The sequence below is a fragment of the Rhodanobacter hydrolyticus genome (genome assembly GCF_044904645.1).
Map to the genome: position 1 here is coordinate 2,842,809 of NZ_JADIKK010000008.1, position 21,814 is coordinate 2,864,622.

Sequence of the window (21,814 nt, forward strand, 5' to 3'; positions counted from 1 at the left end):
CGGCAGTGCGCCGGACTTGAGCGCTTTTACCGTTGCCAGGTTCCTTCCCGGCAAACAGCCCTGGTACCGGCCCCGGCATGCATCAGAACAACCATTGTGCGGCCCGCTGACGTTGGCGCTCGTTCAAACGGGAATTCGGCGGGGTTGGGCCGTAGCCCAGCAGGTAGTCGATAGCGCGGTGGCCTTTGGTATCGGCCTGGTACGGGTCGGCGCCGGCGTCCAGCAGTGCCTTGATCAGGTCCAGCGAGCCGTTGGCCGCGGCATGCTTCAGGGCGGTGCGGGCATCGTTGCCGAGTTGTGGTGCAAATCAACCTCGGCTTCAGATCGTTGCGTTGACTGACGCGCGATCTCCGGGCAGCAGGCTTGCAACGCCGGCCTGGTCGAACGGCGCAAACCTCCATGAGCGCCATCCTGCCAGCCCGGCTAGCCGCCGCGCGCTGCCTGCGTGCGATGACCCGCCGGGCAACCGGCAAGCGCCGTCGACGGCCTCCTGCATGGCCAAGTCCCGGTATGCGCGCACGGGCATGGGCACGTCGTATCGGGAAGCGGGCCTTATTCCTCCGCGCCATCTCCGGCAAAGGCTCCCGGCGCCGATCCGAAGTCGCCGTCCGCCTGCGCCGCCATGTACGACCACGCCGCATACGCGGCCACGTTCTGCGCCAGCTCCTTGGGGTCGACCTTGTCCAGCGTGTCGTTGCTGGTGTGGTGCCAGTCGAAGTAATGCGTCGCGTCCTGGTCGAGGGTGAGCGCGGCCATGCCCTTGGCGTGCATGGCGCCGAGGTCGGAACCGCCGCCGCCGGGACGCCTGGGGTCGTAGGCCACGCCCAGCGGCTTGAGCACGTCGGCGATCTGCTCGATGGCGTGCCGCGCCCCTGGCTTCACGCTGGCGCTGATGCGGTACACCTTGCCGGCGCCGAGGTCGGAGTCGGTGCCGAGCATGAAGTCCGTCACTTCCTTGGCGTGCCTGTCGGCGTAGGCGCGCGCGCCCCACAGGCCCATTTCCTCGTTGGCGAAGGCGATCACGCGGATGGTGCGGTCGGGGCGTTGCGGCAGGTCGTGGATCAGCTTGGCGGCGGCCATCGAGATGGCAACGCCGGCGCCGTCGTCGATGGCGCCGGTGCCCGGATCCCAGGAGTCCAGATGGCCGCCAATGGCGACGACCTGCTCGGGATGCTTGCTGCCGGTGATCTCGCCGATCACGTTGGCGCCGGTGTATTCGCCAACGATGCCGCAGTCGAGGTCGAGCTGCACCGACACCGGCTTGCCATAGGCGAGTTCGCGTTCGAGCTGGTCGGCGTCGGGATTGGAAAGCGCCGCGGCAGGGATCGCCTTGGACGGGTCGCGGAAGCCGGTGACGCCGGTGTGGGCGATGCGCTCGTGCGCGTCGGTGCCAGCCGAGCGCAACAGGTAGCCTGCCGCGCCTTTCGAGGCGGCGATCACCGGACCGGCCACGCGCACCATCGAACCCATGCCGTAGTCGTGGCCGTCCTGGCTGCGCTGCATGCGGTAGCCGACGTAAACGATCTTGCCCTTGATCGTGGCCGGATCGGCGGCCTTCAGCGCCGCGATGCTGTCGAAAGCGATCACCTGCGCGGTGAGGCCGCCCTTGGGCGTGCCAGGGGAATAGCCCAGCGCGGTGAGCACGAGATGCTGCGGGAACGGCGCCACGATGGAGCCGCTCTCATGGCGGCGCACCCACAACGGATAGGTTGCCGGCTCGGTGTAGACCTTGTCGAAGCCCAGCGCCTTGAATTTCGCCACCGCCCAATCGCGACCGGGCTGGTCGTTGGAGCCACCGGCCAGCCGCGGACCGACTTCGGTGGTCAGCGACTGCAGTACGGCATAGGCCGTGCCGTCATTGAGCGCCCTGTCGCGCAATTGTTCAGCCGTCTTTACCGCCGAGGCGGGAATGGTGGTGTCGGCGGCGCTGGCGGCGCCTGCGGCAAGCAGCAGGCTGGCGGCGAGCAGGGTGGAAGCGTGATGGCGCATGAATGTTTCCTTTTTCGTGGGGCATGACGCCGCGGCGAACCATGGGTTCGCACACGGCGTGTCTGCGGCGTGTGGCCGCGCGGTGCGGGATTTACTGCCTGTTCTTCAGCAGATCGCGGATTTCGGTGAGCAGGACCACGTCGGCCGGCGGCGCGGCGGGAGCCTCCTCCTTCTTCTTCTGCAGCCGGTTCATCACCTTGATGAGCATGAAGATCGCGAAGGCAACGATGATGAAGGTGATGATGGTATTGATGAAGCTGCCGTAGTTGATCGCCACTTCGGCGATCTTGTGCTTGGGGTCGCTGTCGTCGGCAGGCTTGAGCACCCACTTCATCGCCGAGAAGTCGATGCCACCGGTGAGTACGCCGATCGGCGGCATGATGACGTCGCTGACCAGCGAGCTGACGATCTTGCCGAACGCGCCGCCGATCACGATACCGACGGCCATGTCCAGCACATTGCCGCGCATGGCAAACGCCTTGAATTCCTGCAGCATGCTCATTGGTGCTACTCCCCGATGGTGACGAGCCGGATGGCCGGGAAACTCTAGCGCAGCACGCACAGTTTCGGCATCAGTGACGCCGGCAGATTCCGGGTTTGTCCGAGGCTCCACGAAGCCGTGTGGCCTTGCCGAAACCGACAGATGGCAGTGCTTGGCGCAGTGCTTGCTTGGCGGGCAAGCCAGGCCGCGCTGCCGGATGGCAGCCACGGCAAGGCAAGCCACAGGCGGATCAGACGATCCGGCAATCCAGCTCGGCGTAGCCGGCCAACTCGGCGCGGACATGGTCGCCGCGCTCCAGCGCCGCCACGCCGGCGGGTGTGCCGGTGAACACCAGGTCGCCGGGTTGCAGTTCGAACAGCGTGGACAGCGCGGCGAGGATGTGCGGCACGTCGTGGATCATTTCGCCCAATGGCGCGTGCTGGCGCATGGCGCCATTCACCGTGAGCCGAAGCTCGGTATCCGGGCCGGGCAGCGCACCCGCCACCGGCCGCAGTGCCGACACTGGCGCGGAATGGTCGAAGGCCTTGGCCACGTCCCAGGGATGGCCCTTGGCCTTGGCCTGTGCCTGCAAGTCGCGGCGGGTGAGATCCAACCCAACGCCTACGCCCCACACCAGCGCGGCGGCATGTTCCACCGGCACATCGCGGCCGCCGGCGCCCAGGGCGAGCACCATCTCCACTTCGTGATGGAGCTCGTTCGTGAGGGTCGGATAGGGGACGTCCTTGCCGTCGGCCACCACGGCATCCGCCGGCTTGCAGAAAAACATGGGTCGCCCGCTTTCCACCGGGGCACTCATTTCCTTCGCGTGCTCGGCGTAGTTGCGGCCGATGCAGAACACGCGGCGGATCGGGAAGCGCAAGGTGTCGCCGAGGACCGGCAGGCTGGTAGGAACAGGCGGGGCGATGACGTAGTTCATGTGCGAGAGCCTAGCGGGTAGCTGTCGGTCCAATCCTTACCGGGTCGCGCCAGGATGTCGAGCAGCGTGTGGATCCTGCGTCCGGCACATGTTTGCACGGACGGGATGACATCTGTCATCGTCGATGGCTGATAACCACCCGTGGCCGCGATGGCCCGGGAGCGCTACGGTGTCGCGCATCACGGAGTCACGGGGATGACGGTGAGCCAAGCCGAGTTGCTGAAGGAACTGCGTATCGAAAAACACCAGCGCGACGACCATCGCCAGGGCCCGGCGCGCTGGCCGTGGATCGTGCTGGCGGTCGTGGTGTTGCTGGCGCTGATCGGCGCCGGCACATGGTGGGTGGGTGGGCATCGCGCCATCCCAGTGCAGACCGTGGCCGCGGTATCGCCGGCCAGTGACCCCGGTGCCGGTGCCGTGCTGCAGGCCACCGGCTACGTCACCGCACGTCGACAGGCCACGGTGTCGGCGCAGATCACCGGCACGCTCACCGAGGTGCGGATCGAGGAAGGCGACCATGTGAAAAACGGCCAGGTGCTGGCCCAGTTGGACGACAGCGCCTACAAGGCTGCGTTGGACGCGGCACGGACGCAGGCTGCCGCCACGCATGCGCTGGTTGCGCAATACCAGGTCCAACTGGCGCAGAACCTGCGCGATGCCGCGCGCCAGCAGTCGCTGGCCGAGCAGGGACTGGTATCAAAGCAGACGGCCGAGCAGGCGCGCACACTCGCCGACAGTACGCGCGCCCAGCTTGTCTCACAGCAGAAGACCGCGGCGTCGGCCGATGCGCAGGTGGTCGAGGCGCAGGTCAATTTCGACTACTGCGTGATCCGCGCGCCGTTCGACGGCGTCATCACCACCAAGGACGCCCAGGTGGGCGAGATCGTCTCGCCGTTCTCCGCCGGCGGCGGCTTCACCCGCACTGGCATCGGCACCATCGTCGACATGGATTCGCTGGAAGTGGACGTGGACGTCAACGAGGCCTATATCGGCCGCGTGAAGCCGGACATGCCTGCCGAAGCGGTGCTCGATGCCTACCCGGACTGGAAGATTCCTGCCCATGTGATCGCCATCGTGCCCGCCGCCGACCGCGGCAAGGCCACGGTGAAGGTACGCGTGGCGATGGAGCAGAAAGATGCGCGCATCGTGCCCGACATGGGCGTGCGGGTGTCCTTCCTCGAACAGAAAGCGACGAGCGTGGCGCAGGCACCCAAGGGCGTGCTGGTGCCAGCAAAGGCGATCGCCCAGCGCGACGGGCGCAGCGTGGTGTTCGTGGTTGCCGGCGGCAAGGTACAACTGCGTGCGGTACAGCCGGCGGCGCAGAGCTACGGCGACATGAAACTGATACCCGATGCGTTGCAGGCGGGCGACGCGGTGGTGCTGTCGCCGCCGGCCGAGCTGCGCGACGGCGCGGACGTCCAGACGGAAAAATCATCTCCCTGATTGCCGTGCCTGCGCGAGCGGGCACGTATCTGCCTCCATCCATCCGGCCAATATCCACGGAGCAATGCCATGGACACACTGATCCAGATCCGCGACCTTTCCAAGGTCTACGCGCGCGGCAAGCAGAAGGTCGAGGTACTGCACCACATCAACCTCGACATCGCCGAAGGCGACTTTCTCGCGCTGATGGGGCCGTCCGGTTCGGGCAAGACCACCTTGCTCAACCTGATCGGCGGCCTCGATTCGCCCAGTGCCGGCAGCATCAGCGTGGGCGGTTCGCGCATCGACCAGCTGGGCGGCGGCGCGCTGGCGAAGTGGCGTGCGTCCAACGTCGGCTTCGTGTTCCAGTTCTACAACCTGATGCCGATGCTGAGTGCGCAGAAGAACGTGGAACTGCCCTTGCTGCTGACCAAACTCTCGGGTGCACAGCGTAAGAAGAACGCGGCCATTGCGCTGCAATTGGTGGGGCTGGCCGAGCGGGCCTCGCACAAGCCCAGCGAACTGTCCGGCGGCCAGCAGCAGCGTGTGGCGATTGCCCGCGCGATCGTCTCCGATCCCACCCTGCTGGTCTGCGACGAACCTACCGGCGACCTCGACCGCCAGTCCGCCGAGGATGTGCTCGGTCTCCTGCGCACGCTCAACCGCGAGCACGGCAAGACCATCGTGATGGTCACCCACGATCCCAAGGCTGCCGAGTACGCCAACCACACTCTGCATCTGGACAAGGGCACCCTCGTCGAACAAGTGACGGCTTGAGGACGACGCCATGAAATACTTTCATCTCGTCTGGGCCGCGCTGTTCCGGCGCAAGACCCGCACCATCCTCACCCTGGTGTCGATCGTCGCGGCGTTCCTGCTGTTCGGCATGCTGGACGCGGTACGCACCTCGTTCGATCAGGCCGGGCAGAGCGCAAACGGCGCCGAGCGCCTGCAGACCGGCTCGAAACTCTCCTTCATCCAGACCCTGCCGCAGTCGCTGGGTGCGCAGATCGCCCAGGTGCCGGGCGTGAAGATGGTGACATACGCAAACTGGTTCGGCGGCGCCTACCAGGACCCGCACAACCAGGTCTTCAGCTTCGCGGTGGCGCCGAACTATCTGGATGCCTATCCCGAGATCCAAGTGGATCCCGCCCAACGCAAGGCGTTCGACGACTTGCGCACCGGGGCACTCGTCGGCGAGACGCTGGCGGAGCGCTTCCACTGGAAGGTGGGCGACAAGATCCCGATGCAGTCCACGATCTTCCCGGACAAGAGCGGCAACAAGACCTGGACCTTCGACATCGTCGGCATCATGCACGCGAAGGACAAGAAGTCCGCGGGCTTCTACGACCAGATGTTCCTGCTGCACTGGAAGTACTTCGACGAGACGACGCCGTACAACCGCGGCACGGTGGGCTGGTACGTCACCCGCGTGGCCGACGTGAACCAGGCCGACCGCGTGGCCCGGGCGATCGATGCCTTGTCGACGAACTCCGACCACGAGACGCGTACGCAGACCGAGCAGGCCGCCACCGCGAACTGGATGAAGCAGCTCGCCGACATCGGCCTGATCGTGGGCTCGATCATGGGCGCGGTGTTCTTCACCCTGCTTCTGCTGTCCGGCAACACCATGATGCAGGCGGTGCGTGAGCGCACGTCCGAACTCGCGGTGCTGAAGACGATCGGCTTCTCCAGCCGCAGCGTGCTGGCGATGGTGCTGGCCGAATCGGTGCTGCTGCTGCTGATCGGCGGCGTGGTCGGGCTGGGGCTGGCCGCGGTGCTGATCCCCGGCGTCAGCGCGCACAGCGGCGGCATGCTCAACCTGCCGACTGTGGGCGCCGGTAGCTGGGTGCTGGGTCTGGTGCTGATGGTGCTGATCGGCCTGCTGGTGGGCGCGCTGCCGGCAGTGCGCGCGATGCGACTCAACATTGTCGATGCGCTGGCCGGGCGTTGAGGAGCGAGCCATGAAGAAATTCCTGATCAATCTGTCCCTGCTGATCGCGCTCGCCGTGGCACTGGCGATCTGGGTGAAACTGCCGTGGCCGGCCGTTGTGGTGCTGGCGGCGCTCGGTGCGCTGTGGATGGCGTTCACTCGCCGAGGCCGACAAGCTGCTTCGGTCACCGGCGTAGGTGTCAGTACCTTGCGCCAGCGGCTGGGCTCGTCTGCGGTGATCGTGATCGGCATCGCCGGCGTGGTCGGCGTGCTGGTGGCGTTGCTGGCGATGGGTGAGGGTTATAGCCAGACCTTGCTCAAGACCGGCAATGCGGACACTGCCATGGTGATGCGCGGTGCTTCGGCTTCCGAGGTGATGTCGGTGCTCGATCACGACAGCATCGTGCAGGTCGTGCAGACGCCGGGTATTGCGCGCGATGCCAAGGGACAGCCGCTGGCCTCGCCCGAGCTGGTGGTCGCCGCCAACCTGCCGTTGAAAGGCGGCAGCGCCGACGACGAAGGCAGCGTGCAGTTGCGCGGCGTGGGCGACGAGGCCTGGGCGGTGCGGCCACAGGTGAAGATAGTCGAGGGACGCAAGTTCAACCCGGGTATGCGCGAACTCGATGTGGGCAAGGGCGCAGCGCAACAGTTTGCCGGCCTGGTGCCTGGCCATCAGGTACGCCTCGGCAGCCAGTTGTGGACCGTGGTGGGCGTGTTCGCCTCTGGCGATGCGATGGATTCGGAAGTGTGGGGCGACGCCAACGTGGTGGCCGACACCTACCGCCGTGGCAGCAGCCGCGCCTCGGTCGTGGCGAAACTCGCCAATCCGCAGGCGTTCGATGCGTTCAAGGCCGCACTGGCGGCGAACCCGCAGCTGAAGGTGGATACGGATACCACGCTGGCCTACTACGCCAAGCAATCCGAAGGCATGACCACGGTGATCCGCATCATGGGCATCACGGTGGGTCTGATCATGGCGATCGGCGCGATGTTCGGTGCGCTCAACACCATGTTCGCCGCGGTGGCCACACGTGCCCGCGAGATCGCCACGCTGCGCGCGATCGGCTTCCGCGGCCTGCCGGTGGTGGTGGCGGTAATGCTGGAGACCATGCTGCTGGCCTTGCTCGGCGGCGTCATCGGTGGTGCGCTGGCGTGGCTGATCTTCAATGGCTACGGCGCCTCCACCCTGGCCGCCGGCACGGTAGGCAAGCTCAGCTTCCAGTTGGCAGTGACGCCCAAGCTGCTCTGGACGGGCCTGAAGTGGGCATTGGCGATCGGCTTTGTCGGTGGCCTGTTCCCCGCCGTGCGCGCCGCGCGATTGCCGGTGACCACGGCGTTGCGTGAACTGTGATCGGACGTCGACTGTAGGAGCGCACCCTGTGCGCGAACGCTCTTCGCCAAGAGCCATTCGCGCACAGAGCGCGCTCCTACGGCATTACCGGCGGCACGTACTGCAGCGTCAAGCCCAGCAGCCACAGCAAGCCGAGCACCAGCGGTACGTGCACGGCGAGCTGCATGAAGGTGTAGCCCACCACGTCGCGCGCCTTGAGGCCGAGCACGCCGAGCAGGGGCAGCATCCAGAACGGATTGATCAGGTTGGGCAGCGCCTCGGCGGCGTTGTACACCTGCACCGCCCAGCCGAGGTGCACGTGCAGATCCTTCGCCGCCTGCATCACGTAGGGTGCCTCCACCAGCCACTTGCCGCCGCCGGACGGCACGAAGAAGCCGAGGATGGCGGAATACGCGCCCATCACCGCGGGGAAGCTGTCGGTGCTGGCCACGTGCACGAACAACTGCGACAGCCGGTGCGCCAGCGTCGCGCCGCCTGCGCCCTGCGCATGGGTGAGCAGGGCGGCGATGCCGCCGTACAGCGGAAACTGGATCAGCACACCGGCGGTACTCGGCACCGAGCGTGCCACCGCGTCGAGGAAGCTGCGCGGACGCCAGTGCAGTAGCAGGCCCACCGTGAGGAACAGGAAGTTGTAGGTGTTGAGGTTGGCAATGGCGCTCACCACCGACTTGGTGGCGAACTCGTGGCCGAGCCAGCCCAGGCCCAGCAGGCCGATCAGCACCGCCAGCAGCGGGCTGTATTCCAACCACTCACCGGGACGCTGGCGCGGTGGCAGGTCCGGTACGGCGGCAGCTTCGGTCACGCCGAAATCGCGCGCGGTGCGCGCGTTGAGTTTCGACGGCGCGGTGAACCAGCACACCAGCAGCGAAGCGCCGATCAGGCAGGCGGTGAGCGCGAAGGACTGCCACAAGAAGATGGTGCTGGTGAACGGCAGCACGCCGGTGATTGCGAGCAGGCCGGGCGGCATGCTGGCTGGATTGGCCTGCAGTTGCGCCGCGGACGAAGAGAGGCCCATCGCCCACACCGCGCCGAGGCCGAGATACGCCGCCGCGCCGGCTGCGCGGTAGTCCATGTGCAGCTCCTCGCGTCGCGCCAGCGCGCGCACCAGCAGACCGCCGAACACCAGCGAGAAGCCCCACGACAGCAGCGAAGCCAGCATGCTCACCAGAGCCACGTAACAGATCGCGCCGCGCCCGCTCTTCGGCGCCCGCGCGAGGAGGTCGATGAAGCGCGCCACCACTGGTGCGGTGGCCACCACGTAACCACCGATCACCACGAAAGCCATTTGCATGGTGAAAGGGATCAGGCTCCAGAAGCCATCGCCGAACGCATTGACGGCGGCAACGGGCGTCGCGCCGAAAGCCAGCGCTGCGATCGCCACGATCACCACGCCCAGCGCCGCGAACACCCATGCGTCGGGGAACCAGCGCTCCGACCAAGCCGCGCTGCGCAGCGCCAAGCGCGCCATCAGGCCTTCGTTCGTCGCATTCATGCGGTCCCCCTCGCGTTGTCGCCGGCATGGTGACGTGCGTTGCGCAGGCGAGGCAAGCCGACAATGGTCGATCAGTTGCGTCGCCTATGTGCGGTCATGATTGCCGCGACGCCAAGCAGGATGACCATCATGCCCACGATTCCGGAGGGGCTGATGTGCTCGCCCGCCAGCAGCACGCCAAGCAGCACCGCCACCGGCGGGTTCACGTAGGCATAGCTGGTGGCAAGCGCGGGACGCGCGTGCTTGAGCGCATAGAGGAATGCGCTGAAGCCGATCAGCGACCCGAACACCACGAGATAGGCCATCGCCAGGCCGGCACGCAGCGTGACGTGCGCCGGCAGGTGCTCGCCACCGCCGAAGCCCATGACGAATTGCGCCGCGCTGCCGCACAGCATCTGCGCGGCGGTGTTCATCGGGCCGGTCGGCATGTCCTGCTGCTTGCTCCACACCGACCCGAAGGCCCACGCCGCTGCACCGAGCAACAATGCCAGCGCAGCGATATGCGAACCGGCGAGCGAGCTGCCGAGGTTGAGCACGATCACGCCCGCGAAACCGACCACGAGGCCCAGGGCTTCGCGGCGATTTGGTCGATGGCCATACCCGATGCCGAACAGCGTGGCGAACAGCGGCATGCTGGCCAGCGCGACGGCGGTGATGCCCGAGCTTACGTATTGCTCGGAGAAACTCATCATGCCGTTGCTGATGCCAAGCAGCAGCACGCCGGTGACCGCCGCGTTGCGCCACTGCCGCGGTGTGGGTAAGGCCACGCCGCGCAGGCGCAGGAAGCCGAACAGCAGCGTGCCGGCAATCAGGAGGCGCACGCCGACGAGCAAAAACGGTGGCCAGCTCTCCAGGGCGAAACGGATGCCGAGGTAGGTCGAGCCCCAGATCACGTACAGCACCAGCATGCTCAGTGGCAGCAGCAGGCGGGAATGGTCGGTCGCGGCATCTATCGCGCCGGGAGCGGTGGCATCGTTCATGGGGACTCGGCGTGGGGCATCGCGGTGTCGGCGATGCTGCGCATGATGGATGAGGCGCGTGCCGAGTGACAGCAACGGTATGGCATATCGGGCCACAACGAGCCCGATCCCGGTGCGGCATTGTGCATCGGATGCGCTCGCGGATCAGTGCGCGACAGGCCCCTGGCGGATGACCACGAACTCGCCTTCCAGCACCTCCGGCGCCGGCTTGCCAGGCTGGGTCGCCGAGTTCGCGGGCATGCGCGGCCTCCGCCACTGGCGCCACGCCAGCCACACGCCGCCGCCAAGCAGCAGCACGCCGGCCAAGGCCAGCCCGAACACCAGCAGCACGCCTACCACGGCCACGCCAACCAGCAATGACAGGGCGCGCGCCAGCGGGTGGCGGAAACGACGGGGCGAGGGCAGGTTGAGGCGCATGTGTTAAAAATCCGTGTGCTAAAATCAATGACTTACGTGAGCAACGATGAGGCCATCTGGCCCGCAGGACAAGTGCCGATGGATACCCTTTCCCCCGCCACCTTGCTATGTCGCCTGGACGAAGTTCCCGACGGCGGCGCCACCGCGATCGAAGGCGTGGCGGCAGTTGGTGGCGAAAGCGTGATCGTCGTACGCCGCGGCGACGAGTTGCGCGCCTGGCTCAACATCTGCCCGCATGCGGGTCGTCGGCTGGACTACGCACCGGGCATGTTCCTGCTCAAGGACGAACTGTTGATCTGCGCCGTCCACGGCGCGAGCTTCGATCGCAACGATGGCGCCTGCGTGGCCGGCCCGTGCCGCGGCGAGCACTTGCACGCGCTGGGGGTGGAACTGCGCGACGGCGAGGTATGGCTTGTCCTTCGCGACCGCCCTTGATTGCAGAAGCGCGCAGGCTTTTAGCTGCCCTTCTCAGCTGAAAAGCAGGTTGATCGAGACCAGGGTGACAATCAGCATCGCCAGCGTCAGCGGCGCGCCCACGCGCAGGAAATCCTTGCCGCGGTAGCCGCCGGGGCCGGTGACCATCATCAGCGCGGGATGGCCGGAGCTGAGCAGGAACGTGTTGGACGAGGACACCGCCACGATCAGCGCGTAGGCCGACGGATTGCCGCCGGTGGCAACCGCCACCGAGATCGCGATGGGCACCATCATCACCGTGGCGCCCACGTTGGACATCACCTGCGAGAACAGCAGCGTCAGCACGGCGAGGGTGAGCTGCAGCACCCACGGCGAGGCGTGGCCGAGGTAGTGCAGCACGTACTGCGCCAGCCACGCGGCGGTGCCGGTGGCGTCCATCGACCAGCCCAGCGGGATCAGGCAGGCGGTGACGAAGATGGTCTTCCAGTTGATCGCCTTGTAGGCCTCGTCCATGTTCAGCACGCCCGACAGCAGCATGCCCACCGCGCCGCACATCATCGCCACCGAGAGATCGAGGTTGGTGAACAGCGCGAGGCACTTGGCCAGCACGAAGAAGCCCACCGCCTGCCAGACCTTGCCGGGACGCTGCTCATCCTTGGGGATGTCGGTGACCACCACGAGGTCGCGGTCTTCCGCCGCCAGCGAAAGGTCGCGCCAGGTGCTGTGCACCACCACGGTATCGCCCGCGCGCAACGTCACCGCGCGCACGTCGTCGCGCAGCACCTGGTCGCCGCGGTTCACGGCCAGCACCGAGATGCCGAAGCGCTTGCGCAGGCGCAGGTTGCCGACGGTCTGCTTGATGAAGCGCGACACCGGCGGAATCACCACTTCGGAAATGCCCGCGCGCGTCGGGTTGAACAACTCGCTCAACTGGCGCATGCGCGTGGAAAGCTTGCACAGCTGGTTGTTGGCGAAGCGGTTGAGTTGCTCGCGCGGGCCCAGCACGCCGAGTACCGAGCCTACCCAGATCACCAGGTCGGCTGGCGGCGCCATGCGCGACTCGTTGCCGCTCTTGATGGCGAGGATCAACGGCGCGTCGTGCAACTGCTCGGCCTCACCGATGCTCATGCCTACCAGCGGGCTTTCGGCGGTGACGGTAAGTTCGGAGGTCTCGCCGGCGATGCCGTAGGTGTCGGCAAAGTAGCTCTCGGTGCGACCGGGCGTCACCTTCAGCCGTTCGTCCTCATGGCCGGGCAGCAGCTTGCGCCCGAAGAAGTAGAAATAGCCGATGCCTACCAGGGCCAGCGCCAGGCCGGCCGGGGTCACGCTGAACAGGCCGAACTTAGGGATGGTGTGCGCGCCGGGCAGCAGGTTCGCGTTCGCGCTGGCGATCAGGTCGTTCAGCACGATCAACGGGGAGTTTGCGATCAGTGTGGTGTTAGTGGCGGTGAGGATGCAGAACGCCATCGGCAACAGCAGCCGCGACAACGGCACGCCGGTGCGCGCGGAAAGGCGGCTGGATACCGGGATCATCAGCGCGGCCAGCGCCTGGCTGGGGATCACCGCGCTGAACAGGCTGGCCATGATGTTGATGACGAGACCCAGGCGAGACTCCATGCCCTTGGCCAGTTTCATCACCATGTGCGCGGTAAGGTTGAGCACGCCGGCGCGGTCCAGTCCCTCGCCCATGATCATGATCGCGATGATCGCGATCACCGCGTTGCCGGCGAAGCCGTTGAACACCCGTTCGGAAGGGATCACGCCGGTCAGGCCGATCACCACCACCACCAGCAAGGCCACCATGTCGGCGCGGATCCACTCCAGCACCAGCATCAGCATGGTGAAGCCCACCAGCCCGAGCACCAGGATCATTTCGGGGGTGAGCGCGAGTGGCATCAGCGCGCTCCCCGCCGGGGCGTCGAGTCGTGGAGTGGCAGTGGCGAATTCACGCTGCGAAGCTCGTCCCTGGCTGGGTCGGACAAGTATAAGTGGCGAGGCGCAAGGGCTGGTGAATCGTCGCTTTTCCCTTTCCCCGGAGGGCAGGGTGAAGGGCCGTTTTGCGACGATGCTTGCTGTGAGATGGACCGCGCAGCGTAACCCTTCGCGCCCCTTCTTCCCACAGGGGGTAGCGGGGCTGACGAAACCCCGCCGGAGGCTGCATTGCTTTTATTTGATGGGAGTTTGGCGGTAGAGCAGATCCCACACCCCGTGCCCCAGCTTCAGCCCGCGCCGCTCGAAGTGGGTCTCGATGCGCCATGCCGGCTTCTCGGCGTACTGGCCAGGTGCAATGGTGTTGCGCCAGTCGGGCGCGGCCTCCATCACTTCAAGCATGTGCTCGGCGTAGGGCTGCCAGTCGGTGGCGAGGTGCAGGAGGCCGCCGGGTGCCATGCGCGAGGCGAGCAGGGCGACGAACGGAGGCTGGATGATGCGGCGCTTGTTGTGGCGCTTCTTGTGCCAGGGGTCGGGGAACCAGATGCGTGCCTCAGCCAAGGTGCCGGGGGCGATCTCGTTTTCCAGCACTTCCACCGCGTCGTGCTTGTAGAGCCGCACGTTGCGCGCATCGCGCGCGGCCAGGGCGTTCATCAGCCGGCCCACGCCGGGGCCGTGCACCTCGATGCCGAGATAGTCGCGCGCGGAATCGTGCTCGCTGGCCCATGCCAGCGCCTCGCCGTTGCCGAAGCCGATTTCCATCACCAGCGGCGCGTTGCGTTCGAAGCGGGCGGCATAGTCCTGCGCGCCGCCGCTGTAGTCGATGCCGAAGCGCGCCCAGTGTTCGTCGAAGGCACGTTGCTGTGCCGGCGTCATGCGGCCCTCGCGCAGCACGAAGCTGCGGATGCGGCGCATCACATGCGGATGCCCGTCGTGGTCGGGTTCGCCGTCGCGGTCGTGCGTGTCGCTCATGGAATCAACCGATGGTGCCGTCGATCGGGCTGGATGCCGACGCGTAGCGCTTGCGCGGAATGCGGCCGGCCTTGAACGCGGCGCGGCCGGCCTGGATCGCCAGCTTCATCGCGTGCGCCATCAGCACCGGATCCTTCGCGCCGGCGATGGCGGTATTCATCAGCACGCCGTCGCAGCCCAGTTCCATCGCCACCGCGGCATCGGACGCGGTGCCTACGCCGGCATCGACGATGATCGGCACCTTGGCGCTCTCCACGATCTCCAGCAGGTTGTAGCGGTTCTGGATGCCCAGGCCCGAGCCGATCGGCGCGGCCAGCGGCATCACCGCGACGCAGCCGATTTCCTCCAGCTTCTTCGCCAGGATCGGGTCGTCGCTGGTGTACACCATCACGTCGAAGCCGTCGGCGACGAGGATCTCGGCAGCCTTCAGCGTCTCGACCACGTCAGGGAACAAGGTCTTCTGGTCGCCCAGCACTTCCAGCTTTACCAGTTTGTGGCCGTCCAGCAGCTCGCGCGCCAGCTTGCAGGTGCGCACCGCGTCCACCGCGTTGTAGCAGCCGGCGGTATTCGGCAGCAGGGTGAATTCGTTGGGCGGCAGCACATCGAGCAGGCTGGGCGTGTTGGCGTCCTGGCCGATGTTCACGCGGCGGATCGCCACGGTGACGATTTCCGCGCCGGCTGCCTGGGAAGCCGCGCGGGTCTCGTCGAAATCCTTGTACTTGCCGGTGCCGGTGAGCAGGCGCGAGGCGTAAGTGGTGCCGGCGATGACCAGCGGATCGGTGACGTCGAGGGTCTTGAGATTCATGAATGGCCTTCAGCGGCATGGGCCGCGGGGTGGCGAATGGCAGCGCGCGATCAACCGCCGCCGATGGCGTGGACGATCTCGACCTGGTCGCCTTCGGCGAGTGCGTGGCTGGCGTGCTGGCTGCGCGGGATGATTTCGCGGTTCAGCTCCACCGCCACGCGTCGGCCACCGTAACCGGCGACCTCCAGCAACTGGGCAATGGTGATGGAAGGCGCGCAATCGCGCGGCTGGCCGTTGAGCGTGATCTGCATGCGGCCATTGTAGCGGCTGGCGACGCATCGCTCTCCCCCTGAATTCAGGGGGAGAGCCTTGAAGCTCAGTGTTGCTGGTCGGACTTGCTCGGTGGCGGTGCCTTGCCCGACGACTCGGCGTGTTTCTGCGGTTGCGACTGCGGCTGTGCGGCAGGGCGTGGTGCTTCGCGCTGCTGCGGGTAAGGCCGGGCGAAATCGCTCGGTGGCTGGTAGGACGGGCGCGGCTGCTCGTAGCGTTGCGGAGCCTGGTCCTGCGGCTGGTAGGTTGGCTGGCGCGGCTGCACGCTGGCCGGCGCGTTGTTGTTTTGGGGCGGTGCATAGTTTTGTGGCGCACGTTCGAAGCGTGGCGGTTGCGGCAACGTATTGTCGCGATAGGCGGGCTGTGGGCGTGCCTGCTCCGGGCCGGAGATGTAGCTCACACCGGGTCGCGGCTGCGTTTCCGCAGCTGGCGCACGGCGGATCGGTTCGACCGTGGGCAGGTTGCGTCCGTCCGCGTTCGCATCGGGGCGTGCGAAGCGGGCCGAGGGCAAGGCATCCGCCTGCGGCGGAGCAGGTTGCACGTGGCGCACGTTCGGCAATCCGGCAGAAGGATTCGGACCGGGTATCGGGCGTCCCTGCATGGATGCGGCGCGGTTCGTGCCGGTTTGCGTGTCCAGCACGCGCACATTGTTGAATGGCGCAGCCGGACGACTGTTCGTCGGAGCGAAGTTCGCGTGGACCGACGGCAACGCGGCCGGCGGCGGCGTGCGTGCCACCACGCTGCGGCGGAAGTCGGTGGTGAGAAGCGGGCGCATCCGCGGGCTGATCGGTTGCGCCACGCCGCGCGGCGTGGGGCGCAGCGCAGTCACGCCGGCGGTCATCACCGGCGCAGCGGCGAGCCGGCGCGGATCGACGCGCAGCATGTCGCGCTGCACGCGCTGGCCACCGGCGAAGGCCGAGCCGGGCATCGCGGTAAAGCCGCGCGGGGCACTGCGGTTCGCATAGTTGATGCCTTGCGGTGCGCGGCCTTCGCGATAGAAGTTGTACTGGTTGTTGATGTTGTTGATCACCGTGCTGCGGTACGTTGCGTTGTGCACGTAGATGTTGGCGGTATTGATGCGCTGGTAGTACGCACGGTCGCAGCGGTACCAGGGGTTGTAGACCTCGCCCGGGCCCAGCGGGAACCAGCCCACCGGCGCGCCGCCGCCGAGGCCGACGGACACGCTCCAGCCACCGCCGCCCACGAAGGCCACCAGCGCTGGCGCGTACACCGGGCGGGTCGCCCGCGGTCCGGGAATCCAGCCCCATGCGCCACGGATATAAGCCCAGCGCCCGTAGTGGTACGGCGCAAAGCCCCATGGCGAGTCGTCCACCCAGGTCCAGCCCCAGGGCGCGATGTAGGCCCAGTGGCCCCCGCGGTAAGGTGCCCAGCCTGCGGGTACCTGGTTGGGGTACCAGACTGCGCCGTAATCGGGCGAGTCCTGCCAGTTGCCGTACTGGTCGAGATCCTGGTAGCCCACCACGTCGGCGGAAACGTAGCGCGTGGCGTCGGATTGCGCATAGCGCTGGTCGCGTTGGCTGCACCAGGCGTCGAAGGCGTCGCCGCCGCCGTAGTCGGTGATCGAAAACGCCGCCAGCGTCGCGTCGTCGAACTGGTAGCTGCGTCCGGCGAACACGTCGCGTTGTGCGCTGTTCTCGCCGTATACCGTGGCCTGGCCCTCGAATACGACGACGCGCGTGCCGTTGCCGTCGTTGTCCACGTCGATGCGATAGGTGCCGGGCTGGTTCACCACCAGCGCCAGGGTGGGCGTGTCGATCTCGTAGCTCTGCCCTTGATCGAGGTTGCGCACGCTGAGGTTCAACGTGCCCTGCGTGAGCTCCACCTGCGCGAGGTTGTCGTTGAGGTTGAGCATGCCGAAGTCGGTGCCGCTGCCCATGCGCAGGCTGGCACCGCCCAGTTCCAGCTCCGCGCGCGCGCCGTCTCCGGTGGAGAGGCGATCGCCGGTGGCCAGTGGCCGGTTGAGGTCGGCCGCTGCCCAGTCCTGGCTGCCGGCCGGCAGAAAGCCGAGATCGCCGCCGACGTAGGACAGGCGAGCCACGCGATCCGGCGGTGCACCGTTGTCGCCGCCGTTGTCGGTGGATTGCGCCTGGGCCAGCGTGGCTGCGGCGCACAGGAGCAATGCGGCCAGCGACCGCCAGCCGAGGCGCCCAGGGGCACACAAGAAAGCAAGCACACGCATCGAAGTCTCCGGGTTCCATCCGCATTGCGCGGGACGGCACAATTATGCGCACGGCATGGAGCGCGCGTTGTTGGGTTTCCGTGCCGGAGCGCTCATGGTTCAGCCGGCGGATACCCGGGAGCGGCGATTCCCACCGCGCCGCATCCCGGTTACCATCCGCGGGCCGACGCGGGTGTAGCTCAATGGTAGAGCTGTAGCTTCCCAAGCTACTGACGAGGGTTCGATTCCCTTCACCCGCTCCATTGCTCCCCCCAGCAATAATCCTGCTGCTTCCCATCGCCACCCCCAGCGAGCGCGATTGCATCGATGACCGATCCGGCCAATCCGAGTCCGATCGTGCTGGGCTGGCGCGAACGGTTGGCGCTGCCGCGACTCGGCATCGCCCAGCTCAAAGTCAAGCTTGATACCGGTGCACGCAGCAGCGCGCTGCACGTGGAGTCGCTGGAGACTTTCCTGCGCGAAGGCATCATGTGGTTGCGCTTCACCGTGCGCGCCGGCCGGTACCCTTCGGACACCGTGTGTTGCGAGGCGCCGGCGCTGGATCGGCGCATGGTCACCGATACCGGCGGCCGCCGCACCGAGCGCTGGTTCATACGCAGCGAAATCCTGTTGGCCGGGCGGCGCTTCGAAGCTGAGATAAACCTGACCGACCGGCGACACATGCTCTTCCCCATGCTGCTCGGCCGCAGCGCCCTGCACGGGCGTTTCGTGGTCGATCCCGCGCGTGCCTACACCCAACCCAGGCTGCTGCCAGCGGCCACGGATCGTTCATGAAGATCGCCATCCTCTCGCGCAACGCGCGGCTGTACTCGACCCAGCGACTGGTGGACGCGGCGCGCACGCGCGGCCACGTAGTGCGCGTGCTCGATCCCCTGCGTTGCTACGTGCGTATCGCGCCAGGCGACGTGGCGATCCGTTACAAGGGCAAGCCGGTGCGCGACCTGGACGCGACGATTCCGCGCATCGGCACGCAGAGCACGTTCTACGGCACTGCGGTGCTACGCCAACTGGAAATGATGGGTGTGTACACGCCGAATTCTTCCGATGCGGTGCTGCGCGCGCGCGACAAGCTGCGTTGCCTGCAGATCCTCGCTGCACAGGGCATCGCCATGCCGGTCACCGTGTTTGGCGACAATCCCGACGACACCGGGGATCTGCTCGCGATGCTGGGCGAGCCGCCGCACGTCATCAAGCTCAACGAAGGCACCCAGGGCACCGGTGTGGTGCTGGCCGAGAAGCGCAGCGCCTCGCAGAGCGTGATCGAGGCTTTTCGCGGCCTGTATGCGAATTTCCTGGTGCAGGAGTTCATCGCCGAAGCGAAGGGCCGCGACCTGCGCTGCTTCGTGGTCGGCGGCAAGGTGGTGGCGGCGATGCAGCGCGAAGCCAGCGCCGGCGACTTCCGTGCCAACCTGCATCGCGGCGGCAGTGCGAAGCCGGTGAGGTTGAGTGCGGCGGAGCAACGTATCTCCGTGCTGGCCGCCGATGCGCTTGGGCTGGGCGTCGCCGGCGTCGACCTGTTGCGCTCCGAGCGCGGCCCGCTGGTGCTTGAAGTGAATGCCTCGCCGGGGCTGGAAGGGATCGAGGCGGCCACTGGGGTGGACGTGGCCGGCGCAATCATCGGATTGCTCGAGGCACAGGTGCAGGCAGGTGAAACGAAACGTGGCGTGCGTCGCGCCAAGAAAAACGCGACGTGAACGACTATGCGTGCGTTAACCGGGTCCTAACCCCGGGGCTTCTATAACCATTCTGCTGACGCTGCCAGAGACGACCCATGCGGTTCTCAACGGTGGATGGCGGTGACGGGACGAGCCCAATCCGGATGTGGCGGCATTCGCCACATCCGTTTTTTTTGGTTTGTTTGTGCGTTCGTCCTTGAACGCGAAGATCAAACGGGCGTGTTTGTTTCAGCGTTCGTCCATGAACGCGAAGGTCAAACGGGCGGCCATCCATGGCCGCACTCTTCAATAGACGCCGCTTCGGTTCGGGGTTTGCGGTGGGGGCGCGAAGATCCGGCGCGAAGATCGAGCGGACGCCTTTTCCGTGGCCGCTCTTCTCCGAGAAAAGTCATGACATTCAGGCCGCGGCAGGTTTGCGGCGGGTTTCACGCGGCGCGAATGTTAAGCTTGCCACTCGGGCCGGCAACGCCGGCGGCATTGCGGAGCGACGCATGCGCGTACTGGTGATTGAAGACAACAGCGATATCGCGACCAACATCGGCGATTATCTGGAAGACCGTGGCCATGTGGTGGATTTCGCCGGCGACGGCGTCACCGGCCTGCACCTGGCGGTGGTGCACGATTTCGACGTGATCGTGCTCGACCTCACCCTGCCTGGCCTCGATGGCCTGGAAGTGGCGAAGAAGCTGCGCCACGAGGCGCACAAGCAGACGCCGATCCTGATGCTCACCGCGCGCGACGCGCTGGAGCAGAAGCTCACCGGCTTCGAATCGGGTGCCGACGACTACATGACCAAGCCGTTCGCGCTGCAGGAACTCTCCGCGCGCCTGGAGGTGCTGGCGCGTCGCGGCAAGGGCCCGCAGAGCCGGGTGCTCAAGGTGGCCGACCTCACTTTCAACCTCGACACGCTCACCGTGAGCCGTGCGGGCAAGGCCATCCAGCTCAACCCGATCGGCCTCAAGCTGCTGCAGGCGCTGATGGAAGCCAGCCCTTCGGTGGTGACACGACAGGATCTGGAGCAGAAAGTGTGGGGCGAGGAGCTGCCTGATTCCGATTCCCTGCGCGTGCACATCCATGGCCTGCGCGCGGCTATCGACAAGCCCTTCGACAAGCCGCTGATCCACACGCGGCATGGCATCGGCTATCGCATGGTCGAGCCCGACGCTGTTCAAGCTTGATGCAATCCCGGCGCAAACTCCGTTTCCGCCTGATCCTTTCCTTCGCGCTGTTCGGCTTCGGCCTCAGCGCGTTGTTCGCTGTGGCTTCGCTGTACGTGCGCGCCAAAGTGGAGGACCAGCTGGTCAACACCAGCATGCAGAACGACGTGGATCAGGCGGTGGACAACGCTATCTATCATCCCGACCAGGAGTTCCATTCCGAACTGATCGAGGGATGGGTGAAGAGCGACCGCACGCTCTACAAGATGCCCTTGGCATGGCAGAGCCTTGGCAGCGGCGTTCACGACATCTATGAAACCGATGCCAAGGGCCGGGAGCGGCACTACAAATTGGCGGTGCGGCGCAAAGACGGAATCATCGGTTTCACCCGTTACGACATCAGCCGCGAGGATCTGGGAAAGCGCCAGCTGATTACCGCTTTGATCGCAGTGGTAGTGCTGTTCAGTCTGCTTTCTCTGGCCATTGGTCTATGGTTGTCGCGCAAGGTGCTGAAGCCGGTGACTCAGCTCGCGCAGCGCATCCGTGACTTCCGCAAGGCCGGCAAGGCCGAACCGTTGGCGCAGCATTTCGCCGACGACGAAGTAGGTGAACTGGCACGGGCATTGGATGACTACTCGTCACGTCTCACCGCGATGGTGGAGCGCGACCGCGAGTTCAACTCCGACGTAAGCCATGAACTGCGCACGCCGCTGGCGGTGATTTCCAGTACCACCGAACTGCTGCAGGGGTCGCCCGACCTTACGCCAAAATTGGCCGAGCGTCTGAAGCGCATAGAGCGCGCCTCGCGCCAGGCCACCGAACTGATCGAGGCGTTGCTGCTGCTGTCGCGCGCCGAGCGACGCGGCCCAACTCGCGGAGAAACCACCGAGGTGGCCAAGGTCGCTGCCGACGTGATTGAGAGCCAACGCCCGCAGCTGCGCGGCAAGCCAATCGAGATCGAGCTGACGGCGCGCGAGTCGCTCAGCGTCAACGCGCCGGCCTCGGTGCTGTCGGTGGCGCTCACCAACCTGATCGGCAACGCGATCAAGTATACGCTCGAAGGCACGGTGCGCGTGGAAGTGGGCGCGGGCCGCATCGAGGTGATCGACACCGGCCCAGGCATCAAGCCCGAGGACGCCGAGAAGCTTTTCCAGCGCGGCGTACGCGGCGAAGGCGCGGGTGGCAGCGGTGCGGGCCTTGGCCTCGCTATCGTGCGCAGGCTGTGCGAGCTCTACGGCTGGCAGGTGTCCATGCGTCCGCGCACCGACGGCAACGGCGCCATTGCCAGCATCGTGTTCGGCTGACGTCACTGTAGGAGCGCACCCCGTGCGCAAATGCTTTGGCTTCGATTAAACGTCAAAGCATTCGCGCACAGGGTGTGCTCCTACA

Annotated in this window: 21 protein-coding genes and 1 tRNA gene; 10 read left to right on the forward strand and 12 right to left on the reverse strand. The window is 66.4% G+C overall.

Translation table 11 applies throughout. The features are described from left to right. Positions 1 to 82: 82 nt before the first annotated feature. From ISP25_RS15355 to ISP25_RS15370, 4 genes are all read right to left on the reverse strand, one after another. Positions 83 to 271, reverse strand: a complete 189-nt coding sequence (locus ISP25_RS15355; RefSeq protein WP_404616323.1) for a hypothetical protein — start codon at positions 269 to 271, stop codon at positions 83 to 85. 281 nt (positions 272 to 552) lie between these two features. Then, the gene (locus ISP25_RS15360; RefSeq protein ID WP_404615116.1) at positions 553 to 1,989 is read right to left on the reverse strand and encodes a M20/M25/M40 family metallo-hydrolase; all 1,437 of its coding nucleotides are present in this window, start codon (positions 1,987 to 1,989) and stop codon (positions 553 to 555) included. Between the two features lie 91 nt (positions 1,990 to 2,080). Continuing rightward, on the reverse strand, positions 2,081 to 2,491 hold the full coding sequence (gene mscL / locus ISP25_RS15365; RefSeq protein WP_225578392.1) for a large-conductance mechanosensitive channel protein MscL: 411 nt from the start codon (positions 2,489 to 2,491) through the stop codon (positions 2,081 to 2,083). 229 nt (positions 2,492 to 2,720) lie between these two features. Continuing rightward, positions 2,721 to 3,407, reverse strand: coding sequence for a fumarylacetoacetate hydrolase family protein (locus ISP25_RS15370; RefSeq protein ID WP_404615118.1), 687 nt, complete (start codon positions 3,405 to 3,407; stop codon positions 2,721 to 2,723). A 195-nt stretch (positions 3,408 to 3,602) separates the two neighbouring features. Between ISP25_RS15370 and ISP25_RS15375 the strand changes: the two genes are divergently transcribed. The 4 genes from ISP25_RS15375 (at position 3,603) to ISP25_RS15390 (ending at position 8,113) form a co-directional block, all read left to right on the forward strand. Next, positions 3,603 to 4,850, forward strand: coding sequence for an efflux RND transporter periplasmic adaptor subunit (locus ISP25_RS15375; protein WP_404615120.1), 1,248 nt, complete (start codon positions 3,603 to 3,605; stop codon positions 4,848 to 4,850). 69 nt (positions 4,851 to 4,919) lie between these two features. Beyond that, complete coding sequence (locus tag ISP25_RS15380) at positions 4,920 to 5,606, forward strand: ABC transporter ATP-binding protein (protein ID WP_192158005.1); 687 nt, start codon at positions 4,920 to 4,922, stop codon at positions 5,604 to 5,606. Positions 5,607 to 5,616: 10 nt separating this feature from the next. After that, positions 5,617 to 6,783 carry an ABC transporter permease gene (locus ISP25_RS15385; RefSeq protein ID WP_192158007.1) on the forward strand — a complete coding sequence of 389 codons (1,167 nt, stop codon included), beginning with the start codon at positions 5,617 to 5,619 and terminating at the stop codon, positions 6,781 to 6,783. A 10-nt stretch (positions 6,784 to 6,793) separates the two neighbouring features. Further along, a complete protein-coding gene (locus tag ISP25_RS15390; RefSeq protein WP_404615122.1) occupies positions 6,794 to 8,113 on the forward strand; it encodes an ABC transporter permease in 1,320 nt (439 codons plus the stop codon). 76 nt (positions 8,114 to 8,189) lie between these two features. Here the strand turns inward: ISP25_RS15390 and ISP25_RS15395 are convergent, their stop codons facing one another. The 3 genes from ISP25_RS15395 to ISP25_RS15405 form a co-directional block, all read right to left on the reverse strand. Further along, the gene (locus ISP25_RS15395) at positions 8,190 to 9,581 is read right to left on the reverse strand and encodes a short-chain fatty acid transporter (protein ID WP_404616324.1); all 1,392 of its coding nucleotides are present in this window, start codon (positions 9,579 to 9,581) and stop codon (positions 8,190 to 8,192) included. Between the two features lie 95 nt (positions 9,582 to 9,676). Further along, on the reverse strand, positions 9,677 to 10,585 hold the full coding sequence (gene yedA, locus ISP25_RS15400) for a drug/metabolite exporter YedA (RefSeq protein WP_404615124.1): 909 nt from the start codon (positions 10,583 to 10,585) through the stop codon (positions 9,677 to 9,679). Between the two features lie 144 nt (positions 10,586 to 10,729). Next, a complete protein-coding gene (locus ISP25_RS15405; protein ID WP_404615126.1) occupies positions 10,730 to 11,002 on the reverse strand; it encodes a hypothetical protein in 273 nt (90 codons plus the stop codon). A gap of 78 nt (positions 11,003 to 11,080) precedes the next feature. Between ISP25_RS15405 and ISP25_RS15410 the strand changes: the two genes are divergently transcribed. Beyond that, positions 11,081 to 11,437 (forward strand): Rieske (2Fe-2S) protein, encoded by a 357-nt coding sequence (locus ISP25_RS15410; protein ID WP_404615128.1) that lies wholly within the window; start codon positions 11,081 to 11,083, stop codon positions 11,435 to 11,437. A 33-nt stretch (positions 11,438 to 11,470) separates the two neighbouring features. Here ISP25_RS15410 and ISP25_RS15415 read toward each other — a convergent pair whose 3' ends face one another. The 5 genes from ISP25_RS15415 to ISP25_RS15435 all read right to left on the reverse strand — a co-directional run bounded on the left by ISP25_RS15415 (position 11,471) and on the right by ISP25_RS15435 (position 17,592). Then, positions 11,471 to 13,312: an SLC13 family permease gene (locus tag ISP25_RS15415; protein WP_192158019.1), complete on the reverse strand. Its 1,842-nt coding sequence runs from the start codon at positions 13,310 to 13,312 to the stop codon at positions 11,471 to 11,473. Between the two features lie 270 nt (positions 13,313 to 13,582). Beyond that, positions 13,583 to 14,317, reverse strand: coding sequence for a tRNA (guanosine(46)-N7)-methyltransferase TrmB (trmB, locus tag ISP25_RS15420; protein WP_404615131.1), 735 nt, complete (start codon positions 14,315 to 14,317; stop codon positions 13,583 to 13,585). A 4-nt stretch (positions 14,318 to 14,321) separates the two neighbouring features. Beyond that, positions 14,322 to 15,122 carry a thiazole synthase gene (locus ISP25_RS15425; RefSeq protein ID WP_192158023.1) on the reverse strand — a complete coding sequence of 267 codons (801 nt, stop codon included), beginning with the start codon at positions 15,120 to 15,122 and terminating at the stop codon, positions 14,322 to 14,324. Between the two features lie 50 nt (positions 15,123 to 15,172). Beyond that, positions 15,173 to 15,373, reverse strand: coding sequence for a sulfur carrier protein ThiS (gene thiS / locus ISP25_RS15430; protein WP_404615133.1), 201 nt, complete (start codon positions 15,371 to 15,373; stop codon positions 15,173 to 15,175). 65 nt (positions 15,374 to 15,438) lie between these two features. Continuing rightward, positions 15,439 to 17,592, reverse strand: coding sequence for a DUF6600 domain-containing protein (locus ISP25_RS15435; protein ID WP_404615135.1), 2,154 nt, complete (start codon positions 17,590 to 17,592; stop codon positions 15,439 to 15,441). A 168-nt stretch (positions 17,593 to 17,760) separates the two neighbouring features. Here ISP25_RS15435 and ISP25_RS15440 point away from each other — a divergent pair. The 5 genes from ISP25_RS15440 to ISP25_RS15460 all read left to right on the forward strand — a co-directional run bounded on the left by ISP25_RS15440 (position 17,761) and on the right by ISP25_RS15460 (position 21,729). Then, positions 17,761 to 17,834 (forward strand) — tRNA-Gly (locus ISP25_RS15440). Positions 17,835 to 17,898: 64 nt separating this feature from the next. After that, on the forward strand, positions 17,899 to 18,366 hold the full coding sequence (locus ISP25_RS15445) for an ATP-dependent zinc protease family protein (RefSeq protein ID WP_192158029.1): 468 nt from the start codon (positions 17,899 to 17,901) through the stop codon (positions 18,364 to 18,366). Next, complete coding sequence (rimK, locus tag ISP25_RS15450) at positions 18,363 to 19,286, forward strand: 30S ribosomal protein S6--L-glutamate ligase (RefSeq protein WP_192158031.1); 924 nt, start codon at positions 18,363 to 18,365, stop codon at positions 19,284 to 19,286. Before ISP25_RS15445 ends, rimK begins: the two co-directional genes overlap by 4 nt. Positions 19,287 to 19,759: 473 nt before the next feature. Beyond that, positions 19,760 to 20,446 carry a response regulator transcription factor gene (locus ISP25_RS15455; RefSeq protein WP_192104744.1) on the forward strand — a complete coding sequence of 229 codons (687 nt, stop codon included), beginning with the start codon at positions 19,760 to 19,762 and terminating at the stop codon, positions 20,444 to 20,446. Further along, entirely contained in the window at positions 20,446 to 21,729 is a 1,284-nt protein-coding gene (locus ISP25_RS15460) for a sensor histidine kinase (RefSeq protein WP_192158035.1), read from the forward strand. Before ISP25_RS15455 ends, ISP25_RS15460 begins: the two co-directional genes overlap by 1 nt. The last annotated feature ends 85 nt before the right edge of the window (positions 21,730 to 21,814 follow it).